General features: G+C 41.7%; 17 protein-coding genes and 3 pseudogenes. 18 read left to right on the plus strand and 2 right to left on the minus strand.

The genetic code is table 11. The features are described from left to right. Positions 1-369: 369 nt before the first annotated feature. The 5 genes from M5V91_RS04995 to M5V91_RS05015 all read left to right on the plus strand — a co-directional run bounded on the left by M5V91_RS04995 (position 370) and on the right by M5V91_RS05015 (position 3556). Positions 370-1146, plus strand: coding sequence for a nuclease-related domain-containing protein (locus tag M5V91_RS04995; protein ID WP_439649973.1), 777 nt, complete (start codon positions 370-372; stop codon positions 1144-1146). A 25-nt stretch (positions 1147-1171) separates the two neighbouring features. Then, complete coding sequence (locus M5V91_RS05000) at positions 1172-1495, plus strand: nucleoside triphosphate pyrophosphohydrolase (RefSeq protein WP_284521806.1); 324 nt, start codon at positions 1172-1174, stop codon at positions 1493-1495. 159 nt (positions 1496-1654) lie between these two features. Further along, positions 1655-2074, plus strand: coding sequence for a hypothetical protein (locus M5V91_RS05005; RefSeq protein ID WP_284521807.1), 420 nt, complete (start codon positions 1655-1657; stop codon positions 2072-2074). Between the two features lie 51 nt (positions 2075-2125). Next, on the plus strand, positions 2126-2380 hold the full coding sequence (locus M5V91_RS05010) for an HNH endonuclease (protein WP_284521808.1): 255 nt from the start codon (positions 2126-2128) through the stop codon (positions 2378-2380). Between the two features lie 699 nt (positions 2381-3079). Beyond that, complete coding sequence (locus M5V91_RS05015; protein ID WP_284521809.1) at positions 3080-3556, plus strand: carboxymuconolactone decarboxylase family protein; 477 nt, start codon at positions 3080-3082, stop codon at positions 3554-3556. 122 nt (positions 3557-3678) lie between these two features. On the opposite strand, the gene sigJ is transcribed toward M5V91_RS05015, so the two are convergent. Further along, positions 3679-4548: an RNA polymerase sigma factor SigJ gene (gene sigJ / locus M5V91_RS05020; protein ID WP_284521810.1), complete on the minus strand. Its 870-nt coding sequence runs from the start codon at positions 4546-4548 to the stop codon at positions 3679-3681. Positions 4549-4938: 390 nt separating this feature from the next. On the opposite strand from sigJ, the gene M5V91_RS05025 reads away from it, so the two are divergent. The 6 genes from M5V91_RS05025 to M5V91_RS05050 all read left to right on the plus strand — a co-directional run bounded on the left by M5V91_RS05025 (position 4939) and on the right by M5V91_RS05050 (position 10338). Then, positions 4939-6060, plus strand: coding sequence for a sensor histidine kinase (locus M5V91_RS05025; RefSeq protein WP_284521811.1), 1122 nt, complete (start codon positions 4939-4941; stop codon positions 6058-6060). Between the two features lie 214 nt (positions 6061-6274). Next, positions 6275-6907: a response regulator gene (locus M5V91_RS05030; protein WP_284521812.1), complete on the plus strand. Its 633-nt coding sequence runs from the start codon at positions 6275-6277 to the stop codon at positions 6905-6907. Positions 6908-7024: 117 nt separating this feature from the next. Next, on the plus strand, positions 7025-7957 hold the full coding sequence (locus M5V91_RS05035; protein WP_284521813.1) for an ABC transporter ATP-binding protein: 933 nt from the start codon (positions 7025-7027) through the stop codon (positions 7955-7957). Between the two features lie 13 nt (positions 7958-7970). After that, a complete protein-coding gene (locus M5V91_RS05040) occupies positions 7971-8963 on the plus strand; it encodes an ABC transporter permease (protein WP_284521814.1) in 993 nt (330 codons plus the stop codon). Positions 8964-9004: 41 nt separating this feature from the next. Further along, positions 9005-9235: a hypothetical protein gene (locus M5V91_RS05045; protein ID WP_284521815.1), complete on the plus strand. Its 231-nt coding sequence runs from the start codon at positions 9005-9007 to the stop codon at positions 9233-9235. Further along, positions 9235-10338 (plus strand): ABC transporter permease, encoded by a 1104-nt coding sequence (locus M5V91_RS05050; protein ID WP_251267026.1) that lies wholly within the window; start codon positions 9235-9237, stop codon positions 10336-10338. The genes M5V91_RS05045 and M5V91_RS05050 overlap by 1 nt, the downstream gene beginning before the upstream one ends. A 273-nt stretch (positions 10339-10611) precedes the next feature. Here the strand turns inward: M5V91_RS05050 and M5V91_RS05055 are convergent, their stop codons facing one another. Further along, positions 10612-10959 (minus strand): hypothetical protein, encoded by a 348-nt coding sequence (locus tag M5V91_RS05055; protein ID WP_192908810.1) that lies wholly within the window; start codon positions 10957-10959, stop codon positions 10612-10614. Positions 10960-11012: 53 nt separating this feature from the next. On the opposite strand from M5V91_RS05055, the gene M5V91_RS05060 reads away from it, so the two are divergent. The 7 genes and pseudogenes from M5V91_RS05060 to M5V91_RS05090 all read left to right on the plus strand — a co-directional run bounded on the left by M5V91_RS05060 (position 11013) and on the right by M5V91_RS05090 (position 19213). After that, positions 11013-11171, plus strand: coding sequence for a hypothetical protein (locus M5V91_RS05060; RefSeq protein ID WP_284521816.1), 159 nt, complete (start codon positions 11013-11015; stop codon positions 11169-11171). 167 nt (positions 11172-11338) lie between these two features. Continuing rightward, the gene (locus M5V91_RS05065; protein ID WP_009333893.1) at positions 11339-12334 is read left to right on the plus strand and encodes a thiamine pyrophosphate-dependent dehydrogenase E1 component subunit alpha; all 996 of its coding nucleotides are present in this window, start codon (positions 11339-11341) and stop codon (positions 12332-12334) included. Between the two features lie 64 nt (positions 12335-12398). Continuing rightward, positions 12399-13426, plus strand: a pseudogene (locus tag M5V91_RS05070) (alpha-ketoacid dehydrogenase subunit beta). 18 nt (positions 13427-13444) lie between these two features. Continuing rightward, positions 13445-14673 (plus strand): annotated as a pseudogene (locus tag M5V91_RS05075) (dihydrolipoamide acetyltransferase family protein). A gap of 15 nt (positions 14674-14688) precedes the next feature. After that, the gene (gene lpdA / locus M5V91_RS05080) at positions 14689-16068 is read left to right on the plus strand and encodes a dihydrolipoyl dehydrogenase (RefSeq protein ID WP_284521817.1); all 1380 of its coding nucleotides are present in this window, start codon (positions 14689-14691) and stop codon (positions 16066-16068) included. A gap of 13 nt (positions 16069-16081) precedes the next feature. Then, positions 16082-17139: pseudogene (locus M5V91_RS05085) on the plus strand (2,3-butanediol dehydrogenase). 190 nt (positions 17140-17329) lie between these two features. Continuing rightward, on the plus strand, positions 17330-19213 hold the full coding sequence (locus M5V91_RS05090; RefSeq protein WP_284521818.1) for a sigma-54-dependent Fis family transcriptional regulator: 1884 nt from the start codon (positions 17330-17332) through the stop codon (positions 19211-19213). Positions 19214-19687: the final 474 nt, after the last annotated feature.

Consider the following 19687-nt stretch of genomic DNA (forward strand, 5'->3'; position numbering starts at 1 on the left):
AATACACGTGCTCATTGTACTATTGATGAACTTTGATTTTTTTAGTTGATCTGTAACTAACTCTTTAATTCATATACAGAATTAATTATTTTTTGTAACTTATAAGAGTCGCCTTTAATATTTATAGGAATTTCATCTGGAACACAAAATCTTAAATAAGATAAGACTCTATTCATTTAAATAACTATTTAGGATTTAGCTGCAAAATTATAGTTGTCTTTTTTCTCCTAATTTACATGATTTTTTCTTATAACTGGTATATTTATACTATACTAAATATGTTATCAGAGTGTAAGGAGAGCAAAGTGATACTATTGTTAAGCTTTTTAAAAAGAAAAAAGATGAAGACAAGCAAAATTCAAATATCACATTAACTCAAATAAAAGAAAAAATAGCGAGAAGGTTGCAGCACGTATAGGTGAGTTAGGGGAATACAAAATTGATATTCAATTAGATCAGCTTTCGAAGGATTATAAGCATCTTAGCGACGTGCTAGTTAAAAACCCAAAAGCAAAGACAGGTTACTCACAGCTTGATCATATAGTGATTACTCCGTTTGGTGTCTTTGTAATCGAAACTAAAAATTATCAAGGGACCATTTATGGAGGAAAAGATAGAAAAACATGGTCCGTAAATGGCAAGTTTAAAATGATGAATCCATTTATTCAAAATTACGGACATATACAAGCATTAAAGAATTTCCTTGATCAAAAATACCATCATCTATTTATTTCAATGGTTTCCTTTACGAAACGCAGCACGTTTAAAATTGATGACCTCGAACTTAGAAAAATAGCTTCTAATGATTTAATTGTTTATGATGTGGAATTATTCGATTACATACATAGGAAAGTATCGGTTCTAAAGCTGCAGCATAAAGAGCCTTTGCTTAATGATAATGAGGTTTTGATGATTTATGACGCAATTTATGCAGCAAATATAACAGATCCATCTATTAGAGAGAAGCATGTGCAAACGCTAAAAGAAAGTAGGCCCAATGAAAAAGAGACAGTTACGAAAGAGAATCAGCCGGAAAAATGCTGCGTATGCAACAAACTGGTTTCGGAAAAAGTGAAAGCATTTTGTTTGTCGAATAAAAGGTTTAATGGGAAGATCTATTGTTTTGAGCATCAAAAAGATTTATAAAAATAATTACTAAGGTGAGTCGAAAATGCCTATCTACAATAAACTTGTCCGAGACCGCATCCCAGAGGTTATTACTCGTAATGGAAAAAAGTTTTCAACAAGAATATTAGAAAATGAAGAATATATAGAAGAATTAAAGAAAAAGAGCTTCGAAGAGCTAGAGGAATACCTTAAAGCACAAACTGATGAGGAAGCAATCGAGGAACTGGCAGATATTCTGGAAATCCTTCATGCATTGGCCAAAGTTCATGGTTCTACAATGCGGGATGTGGATGAAATTCGTAAAAGTAAAGCGGAAAAAAGAGGTGTATTTCGAGATAAAGTATTCCTAATTGAGGTTGAAGATTAATCATGAAATTATAATGGATTGGGGAAAGAGAAAGTTATGAGTCATAAACTGCAAGTTGGTGAAATGAAAGCTGCATATTTAATTGACAAAGAAATATGGGGGCACTTTAATTATATCTTTTCATCAAAATCGTGAAACTCAACAACATATAAATTCGTTTTGATTAAGTCTTTAATCGAGAATCTCTACAATGCGAATGAAAAATTGGAGCTGCATTATGATTCTTTATTTTACAGTTTTACAAGGATTTATTGGAATCTAGTCATTCATTATGATCTTAATCATATTAATATGGTGGGCAAGAAAGCAGAGGTTCAGAGCATTTTGCTTAACGTGCAATCAAAACATCAAATCCCGAACACCTTTGTTTTTGATAAGCTATCAAACGAATTACAAATATTTATCGTAAATAAAGTAAAAAAGAAATGCAAGGTCAATGTAAAGGGAGCGATTTATGGAGATACCTCCGGAACCATTTATGATTTTGATAATGAACATGAAATCCTCCGCTTTAATCCTGCTTTCTTTTCTTTTATGCAGCGCTATCAGAGCGTCTTGAAGTATATGTCCAACTACTAATTGGCTCTTTTTCTGGAAAAGTTCAATGAACAAGGAGATACTTCGCGGCTTTTGCTGAAGGTTGAAAATGTTTCAAAGCGTTCATCTTTAGACCCTTTTTATCAAGTGCTTGCTTCTTTCTATGGTGGGAAATGCTTTTATTGCAGTAAAACTATCAAGAATATGGAACAAGCCCATGTCGATCATTTTATCCCATGGAGCTTTGTTCAAGCGGATCAGCTATGGAATTTAGTGATTGCCTGTACAGCCTGCAATCTCTCAAAAAATGATAAGCTGGCAACGGATGTATTTTTGGAAACTGATTGATCGAAATGGAACCTTCCTTACTATGCCTGTGCTCAAAATAAGAGAAGACATGAAGGTATACACAAGCAAAAAACTGAAGGATTTATAAGAGTATTCCATTGACGGATATACGATATATGGGTGCCGAAGATAAGGCTTGCAGGGGATTATTTATATATGAATTTCATGCTATTGTACTCATCTAAAGAATATATTGTAAATAGATAGCTTGAGGAATTAGCTGATTTATTAATTTGGTAAGTACCATTCAAGGATTTTAATAGAAATATTACTGATAGGGACTCGCACTTATTTAGATAAAGAATAGTCGGTAGAATAATCGACTATTCTTTTTTGCTGGTACTATTCCAATATGGACCCTTTCTCATACGCAAATTAGAGCCACATGCTTTATAACTGGATTTGGATATCTTTTTTTAAAGTTCGTACAATACATATCCTCCCCCATTACTCTCCTCCATTTTTGAACTAAACTCCTTTTTTACAATCATGAGTGTCACAAAAGGAATCCTAACATCGTTATATTTATGAGCGGGATTAAGGGAGGGTAGTTAAACAATTCAACGTAGAATGCTAAATAGAAAACGATCACAGTAGGAATCTTAATTAAACTTCAGTTTGAGATCGTCCAAAAAGTTACAGTCTTAGATTACAAGCTATAAGAAAATTAAATTATAAAGGAAAAGGGGTACAACAATAATGACACAACGTATTAATTACATGCAGCAATCTCCGGAATTTGTTAACAAGATGATGGCACTAAGCAATGCAGAGAAGGAAAGCTCAATTGAAGAGAAAATCATCCACCTCGTCCACATTAGAGCTTCACAAATGAATGGATGTGCATTTTGCGTGGATATGCATATCAAGCAGGCAAAGATCCATGGAGAGGGTGAGCTTCGCCTATATCATATCCCGATTTGGCGCGAATCCACTCTGTTTAGCCCACGCGAACGTGCAGCGCTTGAATGGACTGAGATTTTGACTAAGTTGCCTGCACACGGTGTTCCTGATGACATTTATGACCATGTTCGTGAGCACCTTTCAGAAAAAGAACTATCAGATCTTACCTTCTCTATCATGGCAATCAATGCCTGGAACCGTATCAGCATAGCTTTCAAAAATGTGCCGGGTTCTGCTGACACTGCTTTTGGATTGACTAAAGCTGGACTATGAGTGGTATAAATCCGTAATTTTCATGGACTTTTACTGCTTGAGTCGAACAAAAAAAGACCGGTAAGATGGAAGAAATCATCTTATCGGTCTCCGTATAAATAGAACCCGGATGTAGTCTTTGTTTATATCCCTGTATGCTTCAGTTTGTCTGGGTTTCGGACAATGTATATAGTCCGGATCAAATTTCCCTCTGTATGAATGATACCCACCGTATGAATGCCATCATTAGAACGTTGTATAAAAGCAGGTTGTTCGTTAATCTTGCTGATTTCAACTTGGGGAGCTCCCTCAACCATTGATGCTTTGCGTACAGTTCCCATGAGAAAGCGAACAACGCGATCACTCGTTTTAATGGGAAAAATAGCAGCCTTTGCTTTTCCTCCTCCATCAGAGACCAGTATAACATTAGGATCAAGCATGGATACCATTCGCTTCATGTTCCCCTGTTTGAGTGCTGCCAGAAAGTCAGTAATCAGTTCATTAGGGGCTGTTTCAGTATGAACAAGCTCTTCAGAGGTAATCCCCATTTTTGCACGGGCACGACTGAACAGTTTACGGCAATTCACCGTGCTTTTTTCCACGAGCTCTGCAATTTCTTCATAGTCAAAGCCGAGTGCTTCACGAAGGACAAAAACAACACGCTCCGTTGGTGTAAGCCGTTCAAGCAGTACGATCATCGCATAAGACAATAAATCACCCCGCTCGACTGATTCTATGGCATCATCATTCGAACTTGAATGAAACAGGGGCTCTGGAAGCCACTCCCCAAAATACTGCTCCCGTTTATTGCGCGCTGATTTTTGTAAATCATAACATCGATTTGTGACCATTTTACAAAGATAAGCTTTAGGCTCAGATAGCTTCTCCTTCGGAACATCATATAATTTCAAAAACACATCATGCACAACATCCTCTGCATCAGAGGCAGATCCTGTCAATTGATAGGCGAGCTTATACAGCAATCCTTTATATTGCATGTACATTTCTTGCATCTTTTCACTTCCAATCATATTCTGCCAAATGCTGAATTACAGCAAAGGCTGCAAAAATAAAACGAGGTAAGGAGAATTTTTGTGACAAAGAGCAGAGGTGCTCCTTATATTAGTACACAACCTTCTTTGTACTTATTATGTGTGTTGGCTTAGGAAGAGCTTGTTTTTTTACTATCTAAAAACGGCTGTGGAGTTGAATACCGCATCCTAATAAATTTATTGGAGAAAATCAAAGGCGACTTTTTGATAAACAGGTGTACCTACTTTTAGTCTTGGATTTTTATATATATTATATCTGACCCACGTTGCTTGTAAGTACAAAATATGGTTAATTTGGTTATTAAATGATAAAATTTACAGTTGTAAACCCTTAAGAAAAGGGGGCATATTATGAAATCCTACTGGCTATGGATCCTATTAAATATGGTTGTTTGGCCTTTTGCGATTGCTTATCTTAACCTTCCCATAAATCAATTACCATTTTACCTTTTTGGGGTAACATTTTACTTCCTGCTCTTTTTTCTCGTTCCATTGATCGAGAAAAAGCCCATTGTTTTATTTTTCATATTAGGTACTAAAACGGTTATTGCAGCAGCAACCCTATTTCCCTACAATGATCAATTTAATCCCTTTCTTATTCTCATCCTTTCCCTTCTAATTGCTGAGGGCTTTTATCGACTACCGTTTCGATACAGTATTTTGAATGGGGCAATTGGTGCATTCGCATTAGGGTTGACCACTTTACATAGTAATCTGGGCTGGTTCCTTCAGACTTTCATAATTGTATATATCCTATTCCTTTTGCTTGCTCTCATCCATTATAAAAAAACCAAGGATCATTTAATGGATCTGGAAGCACGCCATGAGGCTATTTTCAGTGAATTTCGCGATTTAAAACGGAGAGCTGTCTCTGAGGAGGAGCTTGCCAGGCAGGAGGAGCGGGTGCTGATTGCCCATGAAATCCATGATTCAGTTGGCCATAAACTGACCGCCCTTATCATGCAGCTGGAAATGTTTCGTCTGCAAACCTCAGAAAACGAACAGGAAAGAGTGGAATCATTAAAGGAACTGGCTAATGAAAGCCTCAACGAAACACGCAGGGCCGTAAAATCTCTTAAGGCAAATGACACCGGCGGGCTTCCTGGCATCCTGCGGTTAATTCGCAGGCTCGAATTGGAAAATATGATGCACATTCATTTCTCCGTCAAATACGGTGCCTTTTCTGCCCCGTTGACTGGTGAACAATCCTTTGTGATCTACAGATCAGTCCAGGAAGCCTTAACCAATATCATGAAGCATAGTGATGCAAAAGAAGCAGAAATCACCTTCGAAGCACCAGGCGGCAGCATATTACGATTTGAAATTCGAAACCCGTTCATTGGAACGGAGGGCTATCACGAAGGATTCGGACTAAGCCAAATGAGGCAGCGTTTAGAGAAGCATAATGGTGGTTTGAAGGTGTACCAAACTGAAGGACATTTCATAGTTACCGGATTCATTAAAATAAGGTAGTTCTCGTAAAGGCTTTTGAACGCTTATTTAAGTATAATCTCTGAGTTGATTGAAGCGGAAGGTGCGAGACTCCTGTGGGAGTAGCGAACCAGGGGAGACCCCGCAGACGCGCAGCGGCGAGGAGGCTCCCGGTAGCCCCACGGAAAGCGAGTGCCTGCAGCGGAAATCAACGGGCAAAATTCAAAGACAATCTATGAGAATAGAGGTGATAACCATGATTCGAATACTCCTCGCAGAAGACCAGGTAATGGTAAGACAGGGCTTAAAAATGATGATTGAAACTGAACCTAAGTTCCAAGTCACTGGTGAAACAGATAACGGCAAAGAAGCCATCGCCCTTTGTGAAAAAATGCAATTTGATATTGCCATTCTTGATATCCGAATGCCTGTAATGGATGGATTGAAGGCGGCAAAGATCATCCAATCACGCTGGCCCCATACCAAAATCCTAATGCTGACTACCTTCGATGACGATAATTATGTCATGGAGGCCCTTCGAATAGGCGTGAGCGGCTACATTCTAAAAAACGGTGACACGGATTCACTGCTCCGTTCAATCCGAAGTGCTCTAAAGGGCGGATTATCTATAGAAGAAGGGGTAGCTGCAAAGGTCGTTCCCCAGCTAATGAAACAGCAGGACACCAAGGAACCCGATCCTTCTCTAACACCCAGGGAACGGGCCATCCTAAAATGCATTGGAGAAGGGCTCAGCAATAACGAAATCGCAGAACGGCTTGCCATTTCCACAGGCACCGTAAAAAATAATACAAGCCAGATTTTGACGAAGCTGGATTTAAGAGACCGGACACAGCTCGCCATCTATGCCATCCGCCATAACCTTGTCTAATTCAGAAAAAATGATGAAAGTAATGGTGAAATACATAACTCGTGACGGGAGACAGTAGTGATGCTGTTTCTTTTTTTATATCCTGAACGTATCAACTAAATAAAGGAGTGTGGAACCATGCTCGAAACCGTAAAACTGACGAAAAGCTTTAAAGATAAAAAAGTGGTGGATGAAATTAACCTATACCTGCATACAGGCGAATCAGTCGGCCTGCTTGGGCCAAACGGCGCAGGCAAATCAACAACGATTTCCATGATTGCATCCCTCATTAAGCCGACTTCCGGGGATGTAAAGCTTGATGGGAAAAGCACGATTCAAAACCCTTCAAATCTTCGAAAAGTACTTGGAGTAGTACCGCAGGAAATCGCTTTATACGAGGAGCTATCAGCGTATGAAAACCTGAAGTTTTTCGGGAAAGCCTATCGCGTTGAAAAAGAAACCCTGGAAGTCCGTATTCAGGAAGTCTTGGATATGGTCGGCTTAAAGGATCGCCAAAAGGAGCTGATTAAAACCTTTTCCGGCGGAATGAAACGAAGAATCAACATCGCTGCCGCGCTGCTGCATAATCCGAAAATCCTCATACTCGATGAACCGACTGTCGGCATTGACCCCCAGTCACGAAACCATATATTAGAAACGGTTCGTGAATTAAATCAAACCCAGGGCACTACCGTCCTGTATACGAGCCATTACATGGAGGAAGTCGAGCAATTATGCAATCGGGTCTATATTATGGATCATGGAAAAGTTATCGCAACGGGCAGCAAGGAAGAATTGCTGAGTATTTTATCAAGTGAAGATACCATCGGGGTTCAGCTCAGCAAGAGAAGCGAAGCATTCACGGATAAAATTAAAACACTGCCGGATGTCCTCCAAGTTGAACAAACGAGTGAAGGGCTTCGTATTCTGGCGAAAAAGAATCATCATCTTTTAAGCAGCCTTGTGCATGCCGCAGAAAAAGAAGGTATTCAAATTATGAACTATCAAGTAGAAATTCCAAGCCTGGAGGACGTCTTTCTGCACCTGACAGGTAAAACATTGCGGGATTAAGGAGAGGTGAAAAATGGGTGCTTTTATAAAAAAAGATCTACTGGTTTTCTGGAGAGACCGCAAAGAGATCTTAATGGCATTATTGCTCCCCATCCTGATCATTGTGATCTTGAATTTTGCCTTTTCAGGCCTTTTTAAGGATGAAAAAGCGATGCAAATAGATATTTCAGTGGTGCAGGAGGATGATGTGAAAAAGGGGAAGGAGCAATTTGCAGCTGCTGTGGAAGCGAAGGGATTATCACCTGAAGAGAAAAGTGCAGTACTTGCAGGAGCAGATCAGCTAGATCCTGTAAAGCTTATTCATGATTTTCTGAACAGCTCTGATTTGGAGGAATGGGTGACTGTAAAGGACTTCAGTGAACAGGAAGCAGCAGAACAAGTGAAAAATGGGGAACTGGATGCGATTATTAAAATTCCAGAAGGGTTTACGTTTGAATTGTTATCCGGTGTTCTATTAGGGGAAACATCTCAAGGGTCCGTAACCATTTTAGCCGAGGAGGAATCGTCAGAGGTCAGCACCCTTCAAGAGGTCGTCCATACCTTTGTAAATACGGTAAATACGCAGTTTGCCCTTGGGAGTCAAGGAGTCCAGGCCACAGCAGAACCCATTTTGCCAAAGGGAGGCAAGGAAGTGGTTGAAGGGGATGATGGTGCGGATGCGTATACCATTTCCCAATATTTCACGATTGCAATCGGAACCCTTTTTGCCTTATTTATGGCTCAGACGGTTTCGTTAAAAACGATGACAGAAAAGCGGGAGCAGGTGTTCAATCGGATTTTATTAACGAATAGCCATCCGCTGTCCTTCTTAATTGGGAAAACGGTATCAGCTTTTATTCTCGCCATTCTGCAATTCGCGATTACCCTGACGGTTGTTCAATTGCTGTTAAATGTATTTCCGGATAAATCATTCACGTTTTGGGCGGGGTTAATGGTTGTCCTGATCGCATTTGCCTTAACAGTAGGGGGCTTTCCGCTTTATTTACGGCTCTTACACTTCATTTAAGCGACACCAACGCAGCAAGTGGTATATCTACCCTGGTCATTATGGGGTTTGGCGTTCTGGGCGGCAGCTTCTTTCCGCTGGAAGGACTTCCGGACCCGATTCAAAAAATCGGCGAATGGACACCGAATGGCCTGACACAGACAGCCCTTATTGAATGGGTTCAATACAGCCATTTCAATGACTTGCTATTCCCGATTATTTTTCTAATGGGTGTATTTATCATTTGTTTTGCCATCAGTGTGTCAATCTTTCCAAAAAGGGGGCGAAGCTGATGTATCCAGTGTTTTACGCTCAATTTCTAAAGGACAAACGAAAGCCGCTCCTAATCCTGACATTTATTGGCCTGAGCATCTTAGCTACCCTCATTTTCGGAAACTCTGCCTGGCAGACGAATACCACTGTTTCTGTGTTTGCCTCCGGGCCAAATGCCGAGGAGATTGAACAAAAATGGGTAAAGCTATTAAATAAGGATAATGAAAATACCGAATATGTTATATCGGAAGAAGGGGAAGCTCGTGAACAGGTTAGAGAGGGAAAAAGGGATGTTGCCATTCTATTAATGGAACAGGATTATCGCTTAATAACCGCATCTGATATGCCCAATATCCAGCTGATCGAGCAGGAGGTCCATAAAGTATTTATGGAGGAAGCACAGCTTCAGGCGATTGCAGGCTCTGCTGATACAGCTGAATTAAGAGAAGAAATCGATCGCTACCTGGAAAAACCGCCCCTGACCGTTAACACCCAAAGTGTGAATGGCGGAGAATTGACCAGCCATAATATGGGAACCCAGCTGCTGTTTGGCTTTACCCTGTTTATTGCCATGTTCACCATTGGATTTAAGGTTAATGGCATAAATGCGGATAAAGTCAGCGGGGTGTGGAACCGTCTGAACCTTTCGCCAGTAAGTAAAACCAATATGTATACCGGCCATTTGCTGTATAGCTTTTTCATTGGATTTTTTCAAATGGCCGCTGTTTTTCTGATATTCGAATATGTCATGAACTATGAAATAGGGCCGCTTTCCCTTATTCTGACGATTGCCGCCGTGTTTACATTTAGCAGTGTAAGCTTGGCTATGCTGGTTGCCGGCTTGACCAAAACGCCGGAAAAGTTCAACATGGTTTATCCATCTGTTATTCCGATTATCCCGATTATCAGCGGTGTGTATGTGCCGCCGGGTGTAATGGATAATCCGGTATTCACCTTTATTGCTGACCTTTTCCCTATGGGTTATGCACTAGAAGCGATGATGGATGCTGCTCTTTTTGATGCAGGCTGGAGTGATATTCTGCTGCCGGTTTCGTTTATGCTGCTGATTGCCGTTATCTATATGGGGATTGGGATTAATTTAGGGGAACGGGGCAGGAGGTAAGCATGGGCTGGGTTCTTTCGCTAACCCTTTAGCTCTCTTCCCTTATGAATAGAAATAAAAATAGACAAATCGGGACATTATCTCGTTTTGTCTATTTTTTGAACGTTTTTTTCACAGAATTGCCAGTATTATTGACTTCTTTTTTTGGCACGAATAAAGGAGATGAAATAAATTTTCCAAGTAGTCTGCATCTTATCTTTCCCTTTGCACCAATTCATAACTTCAATGACAGAGTGGCCAGGTTTCAGGGAATCCAAGAGGATTACCGTTAAATTACGACAATTTCCAAGCAGGAATTAATGAGTGGAAGTTAAAAAAGTAACTCATTATGATGTGAATGACAGAATACAAAGCTAATGTTGTTATATAGGTAAGAAACCAAATAGGCAAAGGTTTTTTCATAAAAAGATAGAGCAGAAACATCCCAACAGGAAAAGGAATTAAAACAATTAACCAGATGGGGGCACCTAATGCCTCCGTAATGGATCCTAACGATACTACTGAAGTACCAATTATGAATGCTGCTAGAACAGAAATAGCATTCTTTGTAAGGATACTGCCGAAAAAATAAGACAATGAAGTAAGAGATACAGCTAGAATAAAACTTAAAAAATAGTTCATAGTAACCACCTTTGAATTTATTACTAAATTATACCAAAAACACCAAAGGTGAAATGTTTTATTTTAGTAAATATTTTAAGCAATTTCATTTATTTTTTTCTCAGCTCTATAAGCAAAAATCAACTGTTAAAGCCAAAGAGAAATTAGAACTCGAAGCCATGATGGATGCTGCTCTCTTTGGTGCTGGCTGGCTTCTTCCGTCTGCAAAATAGAAATCCTTTTTAGTAGAAACATAAGTAGACAAATCGAGACACTGTCTCGTTTTGTCTATTTTTTTCGAGCAAAATTATACAAAATTGCTGAATTTAGCGGCTTACTATCTTGGCACGGTTCTTGCATTAATTTAGTTGAAATCTATTTTTCCAAGGAGGCTGAAAGAATGAAAGCATTGGAAAGCAGTAAAGATGTAGCTTTATCAAAGGAGAAAGCCCAGTGGATGTATCAAAAAATGGTTGAGATCCGTCAGTTTGAGGATCGAGTTCATGAGCTGTTTGCAAAGGGAATCCTGCCGGGATTTGTTCATTTATACGCAGGTGAGGAAGCGGTCGCTGTTGGGGTTTGTGCGCATTTAAATGACAAGGACAGCATAACAAGCACCCATCGCGGACATGGGCACTGCATTGCGAAAGGCTGTGATTTGGATGGGATGATGGCTGAAATTTATGGAAAAGTCACAGGGCTATGTAAAGGAAAGGGAGGTTCCATGCATATTGCCGACTTTGATAAAGGCATGCTTGGAGCCAATGGAATTGTAGGTGGAGGATTTCCGCTCGCCTGTGGTTCAGCACTAACAGCCAAGTATAAAAAGACTGATAATGTAAGCGTTTGCTTCTTTGGTGACGGTGCCCAGAACCATGGGACTTTCCACGAGGGAATTAATTTGGCTGCGATCTGGAAGCTTCCTGTTGTTTTTGTTGCTGAAAATAATGGATATGCGGAAGCGACGCCATTTTCGTATGCATCGAGCTGTAAGTCCATTGTGGACCGGGCAATTGCCTACAATATTCCTGGCATCAAGGTGGATGGGAAGGATGTTCTGGCTGTTTACCAGGCTGCTGAAGAAGCTGTTCAGCGGGCAAGACGCGGGGAAGGTCCGACACTGATTGAATGTGTGACATACCGGAATTATGGCCATTTTGAGGGAGACGCCCAAACCTACAAAGCAGATCAGGAAAAAGCAGAGCACAAGCAGGATAAAGATGCCATTCTCCTCTTTAGAAATCATTTGTTGAATGAGCAGCTGCTTGCTGAAAGTGAAGTTGAGGCAATTGAAGAATCTGTTGAGGCAGCAGTGAATCAGGCTGTAAAGTTCAGCGAAGAAAGTCCATATCCGAATGCATCCGAGCTGTTAACGGACGTATATGTCTCTTATTAGTTTTAAGAGTATACAAGACAATGTTTTGACTAAAGGACACTTTAAATAAAAGGAGGAGTCTTTCATGACAAGAAAGGTAAGTATGTCAGGGGCCATCAATGAGGCTATGAAACTGGCGATGCGCAAGGATGAGAATGTCATTCTAATGGGTGAGGATGTTGCCGGCGGAGCTCAGGTGGACCATTTGCAGGATGAAGATGCATGGGGCGGTGTGCTTGGGGTCACGAAAGGTCTTGTCCAGGAGTTTGGGCGGGAGCGGATTTTAGATACACCGATTACGGAAGCGGGATATATGGGAGCAGCGATGGCTGCTGCATCTACCGGACTGCGTCCCATTGCCGAATTAATGTTTAATGATTTTATCGGCAGCTGCTTGGACGAGGTTTTAAATCAGGGGGCAAAATTCCGTTACATGTTTGGCGGAAAGGCCCAGGTTCCGGTCACGATCAGAACGATGCATGGCGCCGGATTTAGAGCCGCTGCCCAGCATTCTCAAAGTTTATATGCACTATTTACTGCAATCCCTGGTGTGAAAGTGGTCGTTCCATCAACCCCATATGAAGCAAAGGGTTTATTGCTTGCTGCAATCGAAGATAATGACCCTGTCATCTTTTTTGAAGACAAGACCCTCTATAACATGACAGGTGATGTCCCGGAAGGCTATTATACGATTCCAATCGGCAAAGCAGATATTAAAAGGGAAGGTTCAGACGTGACGGTTGTAGCCATAGGGAAGCAGGTTCATACCGCATTGGAGGCTGCGGAACAGCTTTCTCAAAAGGAATTGAAATTGAAGTTGTCGATCCGCGGAGCCTTTCGCCATTGGATGAAGAAGCGATTCTCTCATCAGTAGAAAAGACAAATAGACTCATTGTGATTGATGAAGCGAATCCTAGGTGCAGTATAGCGACAGATATAGCCGCACTGGTGGCTGACAAAGGATTCGATTACCTTGATGCACCAATCAAACGGATCACAGCTCCTCATACTCCCGTACCATTCTCTCCGCCGCTTGAGGATATTTATCTGCCAAAAGCAGAACGAGTGGTGAAAGTGGTATCGGAGTTATTAGGAACACCTCTTGAAGTGTAATGGGAAGGCGGGATAACCATGTCAGTAGAAGTTGTAATGCCAAAATTGGGAATGGCCATGAAGGAAGGAACGGTATCCATATGGAACAAGCAGGTCGGGGATCGGGTTGGAAAAGGAGAACCGATTGCAAGTGTCAGCTCGGAAAAAATTGAAATTGATGTAGAATCCCCAGCAGAAGGAACATTATTGGAAATTGCCGTTCCTGAAGGGGAAGGAGTCCCGCCGGGAGCTGTTATTTGTTATATCGGCCATCCTGGTGAAAAAATTGCTCCGGTGAGTGCCTCTGTACAAACTGAGGAGACTAAAGCAGCTGCCGAATCTCCAGTAAAAGAAACACCAGAGAAGAGCAAGCAGGTGAAAACCGGTGGAGACCGCGTAAAAATCTCTCCAGTAGCCAGAAAAATGGCAGAAGCGGGCGGCATCAATATTAGTGAAATCCAGGGCACAGGACCTGGAGGAAGAATTACAAAGGAAGATGTCCAGGAAGCTTTGAAACAATCCCGTGTGCAAAAGGCAGAAGAGGAACAAATGGACAAACCCGCCTTGGAAACAGCTGAACAGGCTCAGGAAATGAAGGTTTCTGGCATTCGAAAGGTTATTGCAGGCAGAATGCATGATAGCCTGCAGCAGACCGCACAGCTGACGATGAACATGAAGGTGGATGTGACGGAATTAATCTCATTGCAGAAGCAAACAGCCGAAACGATCCAAAACCGTTATGAGAATAAACTGACGGTGACTGACTTTATCGCTCGGGCAGTGGTGCTTTCGCTTCAGCAGCATCCGCAAATGAATAGTGCCTATATTGATGAAACAATCCATTTATTTAAGCATGTGCATCTTGGAATGGCAGTTGCTATTGATAAGGGCTTAGTTGTTCCAGTTATTCGCCATTCTGAAAAGTGTTCGCTCATTGAATTATCAAGTAGCATTAAAACGTTGGCACAGAAGGCAAGAGTTGGGCTGCTGAGCAGCGAGGAGATGCAGGGATCTACCTTTACGATCAGTAATCTTGGCTCTTACGGTGTGGAACATTTTACCCCAATCTTAAATCCGCCGGAATCAGGGATCCTTGGAGTCGGAGCTGTCTATGATACGCCGGTTTTTAAGGGGGAAACAATAGAAAAAGAAGCATCCTGCCTCTCAGTCTGACGTTTGACCACCGTGTCCTTGATGGAGCACCGGCAGCAGCGTTTTTACAAACAGTCAAACAGTTTTTGGAAGAGCCGGTTACGATGCTTTTATAGAAAGAAGGGAATGCTTTGGGATCGATCGCCATTATTGGAGGTGGACCTGCTGGATATGTAGCTGCCATTACGGCTGCCCAGCAGGGACAGGAAGTGACCATTATTGACCAAGGGCCTCTTGGAGGAACATGTTTAAATGAAGGCTGTATGCCAACTAAATCTCTGTTAGAAAGTGCTGAAGTGTACAGTCAGCTATATCATGCCAATAAGTTTGGAATTCATCTGCCATCTGGGCAAATCGAAATTGATTGGAATGCAGTCCAGGATCGTAAAAACAGGATCGTTTCAACTCTTGTTCAAGGAATTCAATATTTAATGAAGAAAAATAAAGTGAAGGTAATTAAAGGAACGGCCTCTTTCAAGACAAGTAAAGCTCTGCAGGTTGTGAGCAATGGAAATCAGCAAGAAATGAAGGCCGATAACATAATCATAGCGGCAGGTTCCGAACCTGCCCCATTGCCCTTCGCCCCCTTTGATGGAGAATGGGTGATTCATAGCGGCCAGGCAATGTCACTTCAGTCGATTCCATCCTCGCTGCTGATTGTCGGCGGTGGTGTAATAGGCTGTGAGTTTGCCAGTATTTTCAGCAGAATGGGCACAAAAGTGACCATTGTCGAGATGGCGGGTCAGCTCCTTCCAGGCGAAGATGAGGATATCGCTGGTGTCTTACATAAACAGCTTGAAGAAGACGGCGCAGCGATTTACACTTCTGCTGCTCTCAAGCATTTGGAAGCAGCCCGGAAGAAAGCGTTCATTGAAGACGATAAGGGACTCCATGAAATTCAGGCAGACCGGGTTCTCGTTTCCGTTGGCCGCAAGCCTAGAGTCAATCACTTGGGTTTAGAAGGTGTAGGGGTTGACTTTTCCAATCAGGGGATCCATGTGAATGACCATATGCAAACAAACATCCCTTCCATTTATGCATGCGGTGACGTAGTCGGTGGAATTCAGCTTGCCCATATGGCTTTCCATGAAGGAAAAGTGGCGGCTTTAAATGCCTGTGGGATGGATGCTGTAGTTCATGCCAGCGCTGTTCCCCGCTGTATTTACACATCACCTGAAATCGCAAGTGTTGGCTTAACAGAAAAGCAGGCGAGAGAAAAATATGGTGATATCAGAATGGGTGAGTTTCCATTCTCGGCAAATGGCAAGGCGCTAATCGCCAATGAACAGGCTGGAAAAGTAAAGGTTATGATCGATCCGGAATTCGGGGAAATCGTCGGAATTTCCATCGTGGGAGCTCATGCAACAGAGCTTATTGGGCAAGGAGCTGTCATGCTTCATGCAGAATTGACAGCAGACCTGATGGAAAATTTCATCGCCGCCCATCCAACCTTTTCTGAAGCCGTTCATGAAGCGCTGCTAAGTGCTATTGGTCATGCTGTTCATGTATAAAAGGGGGATTTGATTGAAAGCTGCTCTTTGGTATAACACAAAAGATATCCGTGTGGAAACAATTCCTGAGCCTTCTCTTGAAAAGGATCAGGTGAAAATAAAGGTTTCTTATTGTGGCATATGCGGGTCAGATTTGCACGAATATTTGGCCGGTCCCATTTTTATCCCAGTAGAAGAACCCCACCCCATATCGAAGGACAAGGCGCCGATTGTCATGGGTCATGAGTTTGCCGGGGTGGTCGCTGCCGTTGGGGAAGATGTAACTGGAATAGAAGTGGGGGACCGCGTGTGCGTAGAACCGATTTACAGCTGCGGTACATGCCGCTCTTGCCGGAAAGGACACTATAATGTTTGTGAACAATTAGGTTTTATCGGTCTCTCCGGCGGATTAGGCGGCTTTTCAGAATACAGTGTGGTGCCATCTAAGATGATTCATAAAATTCCGGACCATATGACATGGGAACAGGCAGCTCTAGTTGAGCCGGCAGCTGTTGCCGTTCACGCTGTCCGCCAAAGTGACATGAAGATTGGGGATTCAGTCGCTGTTATTGGAACAGGGCCAATCGGTTTGTTGGTTATTCAAGCAGCTAAGGCAGCGGGTGCAAGTAAAATCGTTGCAGTCGAGGTTTCCCCGGAACGAAGGGATTTTGCAAAACAGGCTGGAGCAGACCTTGTCATGGATCCTTTAGAAAGTGACCCCATTCAAGCCATAAAAGAATTTACTGATGGGCTTGGAGTTGATGTTGCATTTGAGGCAGCTGGCATCGAGGCTGCTATTCATACCGCAATTGAATCGACAAAACCGGAAGGGAATGTAGTGAATATCAGTATATGGGAAAAACCTGCCAGCATTCCGGTAAACCAATTTATTTTAACAGAGAGAAAGATGACTAGTATCATAGCTTATCGAAACATCTTCCCGCAAGTTATTCAATTGCTTGCAAATGGGCAAATGAAAGCAACAGAGTTCATCACAAAAAAATTTCCCTTGATCAAATCGTTACTGAAGGGTTTGAAGCACTCACGAAAAATAAAAACCAAATTAAAATATTGGTAGATCCATCATTATAAGATCATTTCAGGCTTCGTGCTAATGCGCGAAGTTTATTTTTTGAATATTCATAATAAGGAACCGCTGTTTATTGAAAGCGGATACATAATTTAATATAATAAACTTGAAAATTGCCTATAACAAACAGATTCTCTTTTTCTAATGAAACAAATGTATGCCGGAAAATTTTTTCTAATAAGAGGGGGCTCCATGGATACTACTTTTTATTTTGATACTTGGAAGCGATTTGTTCATGAAGGTGTTCTTGACCAATCACGATTAGACAAACGAATTTTGGAATCCTGGTACCGATGTAAAAAAGAAAGAGTAAACCCATATTTGAATAAAGGCATGCATTTATTAACTGAAGAGGAATTACATAATAAGAAAGCTCAAAATTCACTGCTTATCGAAATGACTGACCCGTATTTAAAAAAGATGGAACCGATGATAAAAAGTTCTGGCATGATGGCATTATTGGTCGATCCTGATGGATATGTATTATCCCTATTAGGGAATGAAAAAACCTTAATGGATGCCAGCAGAATTAACTTTATGGAAGGCGTACGCTGGACTGAGGGCGCTGTCGGGACCAATGCAATCGGAACGGCATTGGCAACAAAAGAAGCAGTCATGATTCAGGGCCCGGAGCATTATTCTGTAGCTTCTCATCAATGGAGCTGCTCTGCCACTCCCATTATGGACGACCATGGAAGATTACTTGGAGTCATCGATGTTTCATGTCCCGTAGAGCAATCTCACCCTTTTATGATTGGCATGGTTACTTCCATTGCTTATGCGATTGAAAAAGAATTAATTAAGAGATCCCACAGAAAAGAAATCACCATGGTCCGGCAAGCTTCCCAATTAGCTGAGACCCATCACAGCCAGCTCTTCATCGTGTGTAATCAGCACAAACAAATCATATCCGCAAGTAAACCCGTCCGGGAGAAAATACCGCAGGTCATTGGAATGAATCTGCAGGAATTACTGCATAACAGATACCGGATCAAGTCTGAAATGCCTATCTATACAAAGGAAGACAACTGTCTGAATGGAATCTGCCTTTTCCTGTCTGAAGTGAATGTGGCTCATCAAAAAGCTTGCTTCCTTCCCTCAAGACCAGAAGACTCCTTTGTATTTAAAGGGGAATGTGGAGTAAGTGAGATTTTCCAGAACACATTAAAGAAAGTGAAACTCGTTGCTCCAACAGATGCTACCGTATTTATCTCAGGGGAAACGGGTACAGGCAAAGAGTTGATTGCAAGGGCCATTCACGATAACAGCCCTCGAAAAAACGGCCCTTTTATCTCGTTGAATTGCGGCGCTATTCCTAAAGACCTGATGGAAAGTGAACTCTTTGGGTATGCAGAAGGGGCTTTTACCGGGGCAAAACGTCAAGGAAATAAAGGGAAATTTGAACAGGCTCAAAGGGGGACGATCTTTCTTGATGAAATTGGTGAAATTCCTCACACGATGCAGGTAGCTTTATTGCGTGTCCTTCAGGAAAGGAAGGTCACCCCTATTGGCGGAACCAAAGAAGTTCCTTTGGATGTCCGGATCATAACGGCGACACATCGTGACATTACTGACCTTGTAAAACGGAGAGAATTCCGTGAGGACCTCTATTACCGTTTAAATGTATATCCAATCGATGTTCCGCCCTTAAGAAATAGAAAAGAAGATATCCCGCATCTCATTAAGCATATTTGCCAAAAGAACAATTGGAGCATAGGCAGCATAGATATCCAAGATCTGATTACCAGATTAAGAGACTATGACTGGCCAGGAAACATAAGGGAATTAACCAATCTGATCGAACGGCTGCACATCATGCTCCCAGAACAACAGTCAGACTACTCCATTTTAGAACAGCCTTCAGAGCTATTAAACTTGAATTATTCTTCCACTTCAGCGAATCGGTTTGAAGAAGACAAAGTGGAAGAAACAAGCTTAAACACACGTGAGAAAATCCAAAGGGATTTAATGCTGGACGCTTTAAAACGGACAAATGGAAATGTAACAGCAGCAGCAAAATTCCTTGGCATTCCACGAAGTACTTTTTATAAAAGGCTGAAGAAGTTTGGAATGTGATTATGAGAAACTAAGGACGGTTCTTTTGCTTTCAGGAAGAAAGCTAGGGAACCGTTTTTGACATGTATCTGTATGATGGAAGACTCCATTGGACTGCCCAAGAGGTGCAAAACTCTCGGTGTGTTTAAGAATTCACTCACCGTAGTAGGGCACCTTTATTATTTGCAGGATAGACACGGTCCCTTCTCTGTAAGGTCGAATCCAATCATTAACCTATTAAGCTTTAAGGCTGTTTTCGCAAAATTTGTTTCTTTTTTAACAAAGAAAAATAAGGTAGGTTGAGACTCCAGCGGGAGGAGTGGGACAGGTGAGACCCCACAGGCGCTGCGAGCCGAGGAGGAACACCGCCCGCCCCGTGGTTCGCCGAGCATCCTGGAGCGGAAATCAACCTCTCCTCACTCTTTGTTTTTTAATCACAAAATCATAAAAAACAACAATCTTTTAGATAAAAAAGAGCTGCCGCTTCTTCGAGTA

Origin of the sequence: Cytobacillus pseudoceanisediminis, from assembly GCF_023516215.1 — a bacterium.
Classification (GTDB): Bacteria; Bacillota; Bacilli; order Bacillales; family Cytobacillaceae; genus Cytobacillus; species Cytobacillus pseudoceanisediminis.

Coding starts and splice junctions, on each gene's coding strand:
- M5V91_RS05030 (WP_284521812.1), top strand. CDS start 6,275: ATGATTCGAATACTCCTCGCAGAAGACCAGGTAATGGTAAGACAGGGC.
- M5V91_RS05060 (WP_284521816.1), top strand. CDS start 11,013: ATGTTTTATTTTAGTAAATATTTTAAGCAATTTCATTTATTTTTTTCT.
- M5V91_RS05065 (WP_009333893.1), top strand. CDS start 11,339: ATGAAAGCATTGGAAAGCAGTAAAGATGTAGCTTTATCAAAGGAGAAA.
- M5V91_RS05040 (WP_284521814.1), top strand. CDS start 7,971: ATGGGTGCTTTTATAAAAAAAGATCTACTGGTTTTCTGGAGAGACCGC.
- M5V91_RS05035 (WP_284521813.1), top strand. CDS start 7,025: ATGCTCGAAACCGTAAAACTGACGAAAAGCTTTAAAGATAAAAAAGTG.
- M5V91_RS05025 (WP_284521811.1), top strand. CDS start 4,939: ATGAAATCCTACTGGCTATGGATCCTATTAAATATGGTTGTTTGGCCT.
- M5V91_RS05015 (WP_284521809.1), top strand. CDS start 3,080: ATGACACAACGTATTAATTACATGCAGCAATCTCCGGAATTTGTTAAC.
- M5V91_RS05000 (WP_284521806.1), top strand. CDS start 1,172: ATGCCTATCTACAATAAACTTGTCCGAGACCGCATCCCAGAGGTTATT.
- M5V91_RS05055 (WP_192908810.1), bottom strand. CDS start 10,959: ATGAACTATTTTTTAAGTTTTATTCTAGCTGTATCTCTTACTTCATTG.
- M5V91_RS05090 (WP_284521818.1), top strand. CDS start 17,330: ATGGATACTACTTTTTATTTTGATACTTGGAAGCGATTTGTTCATGAA.
- M5V91_RS05045 (WP_284521815.1), top strand. CDS start 9,005: ATGGGGTTTGGCGTTCTGGGCGGCAGCTTCTTTCCGCTGGAAGGACTT.
- M5V91_RS05050 (WP_251267026.1), top strand. CDS start 9,235: ATGTATCCAGTGTTTTACGCTCAATTTCTAAAGGACAAACGAAAGCCG.
- sigJ (WP_284521810.1), bottom strand. CDS start 4,548: ATGCAAGAAATGTACATGCAATATAAAGGATTGCTGTATAAGCTCGCC.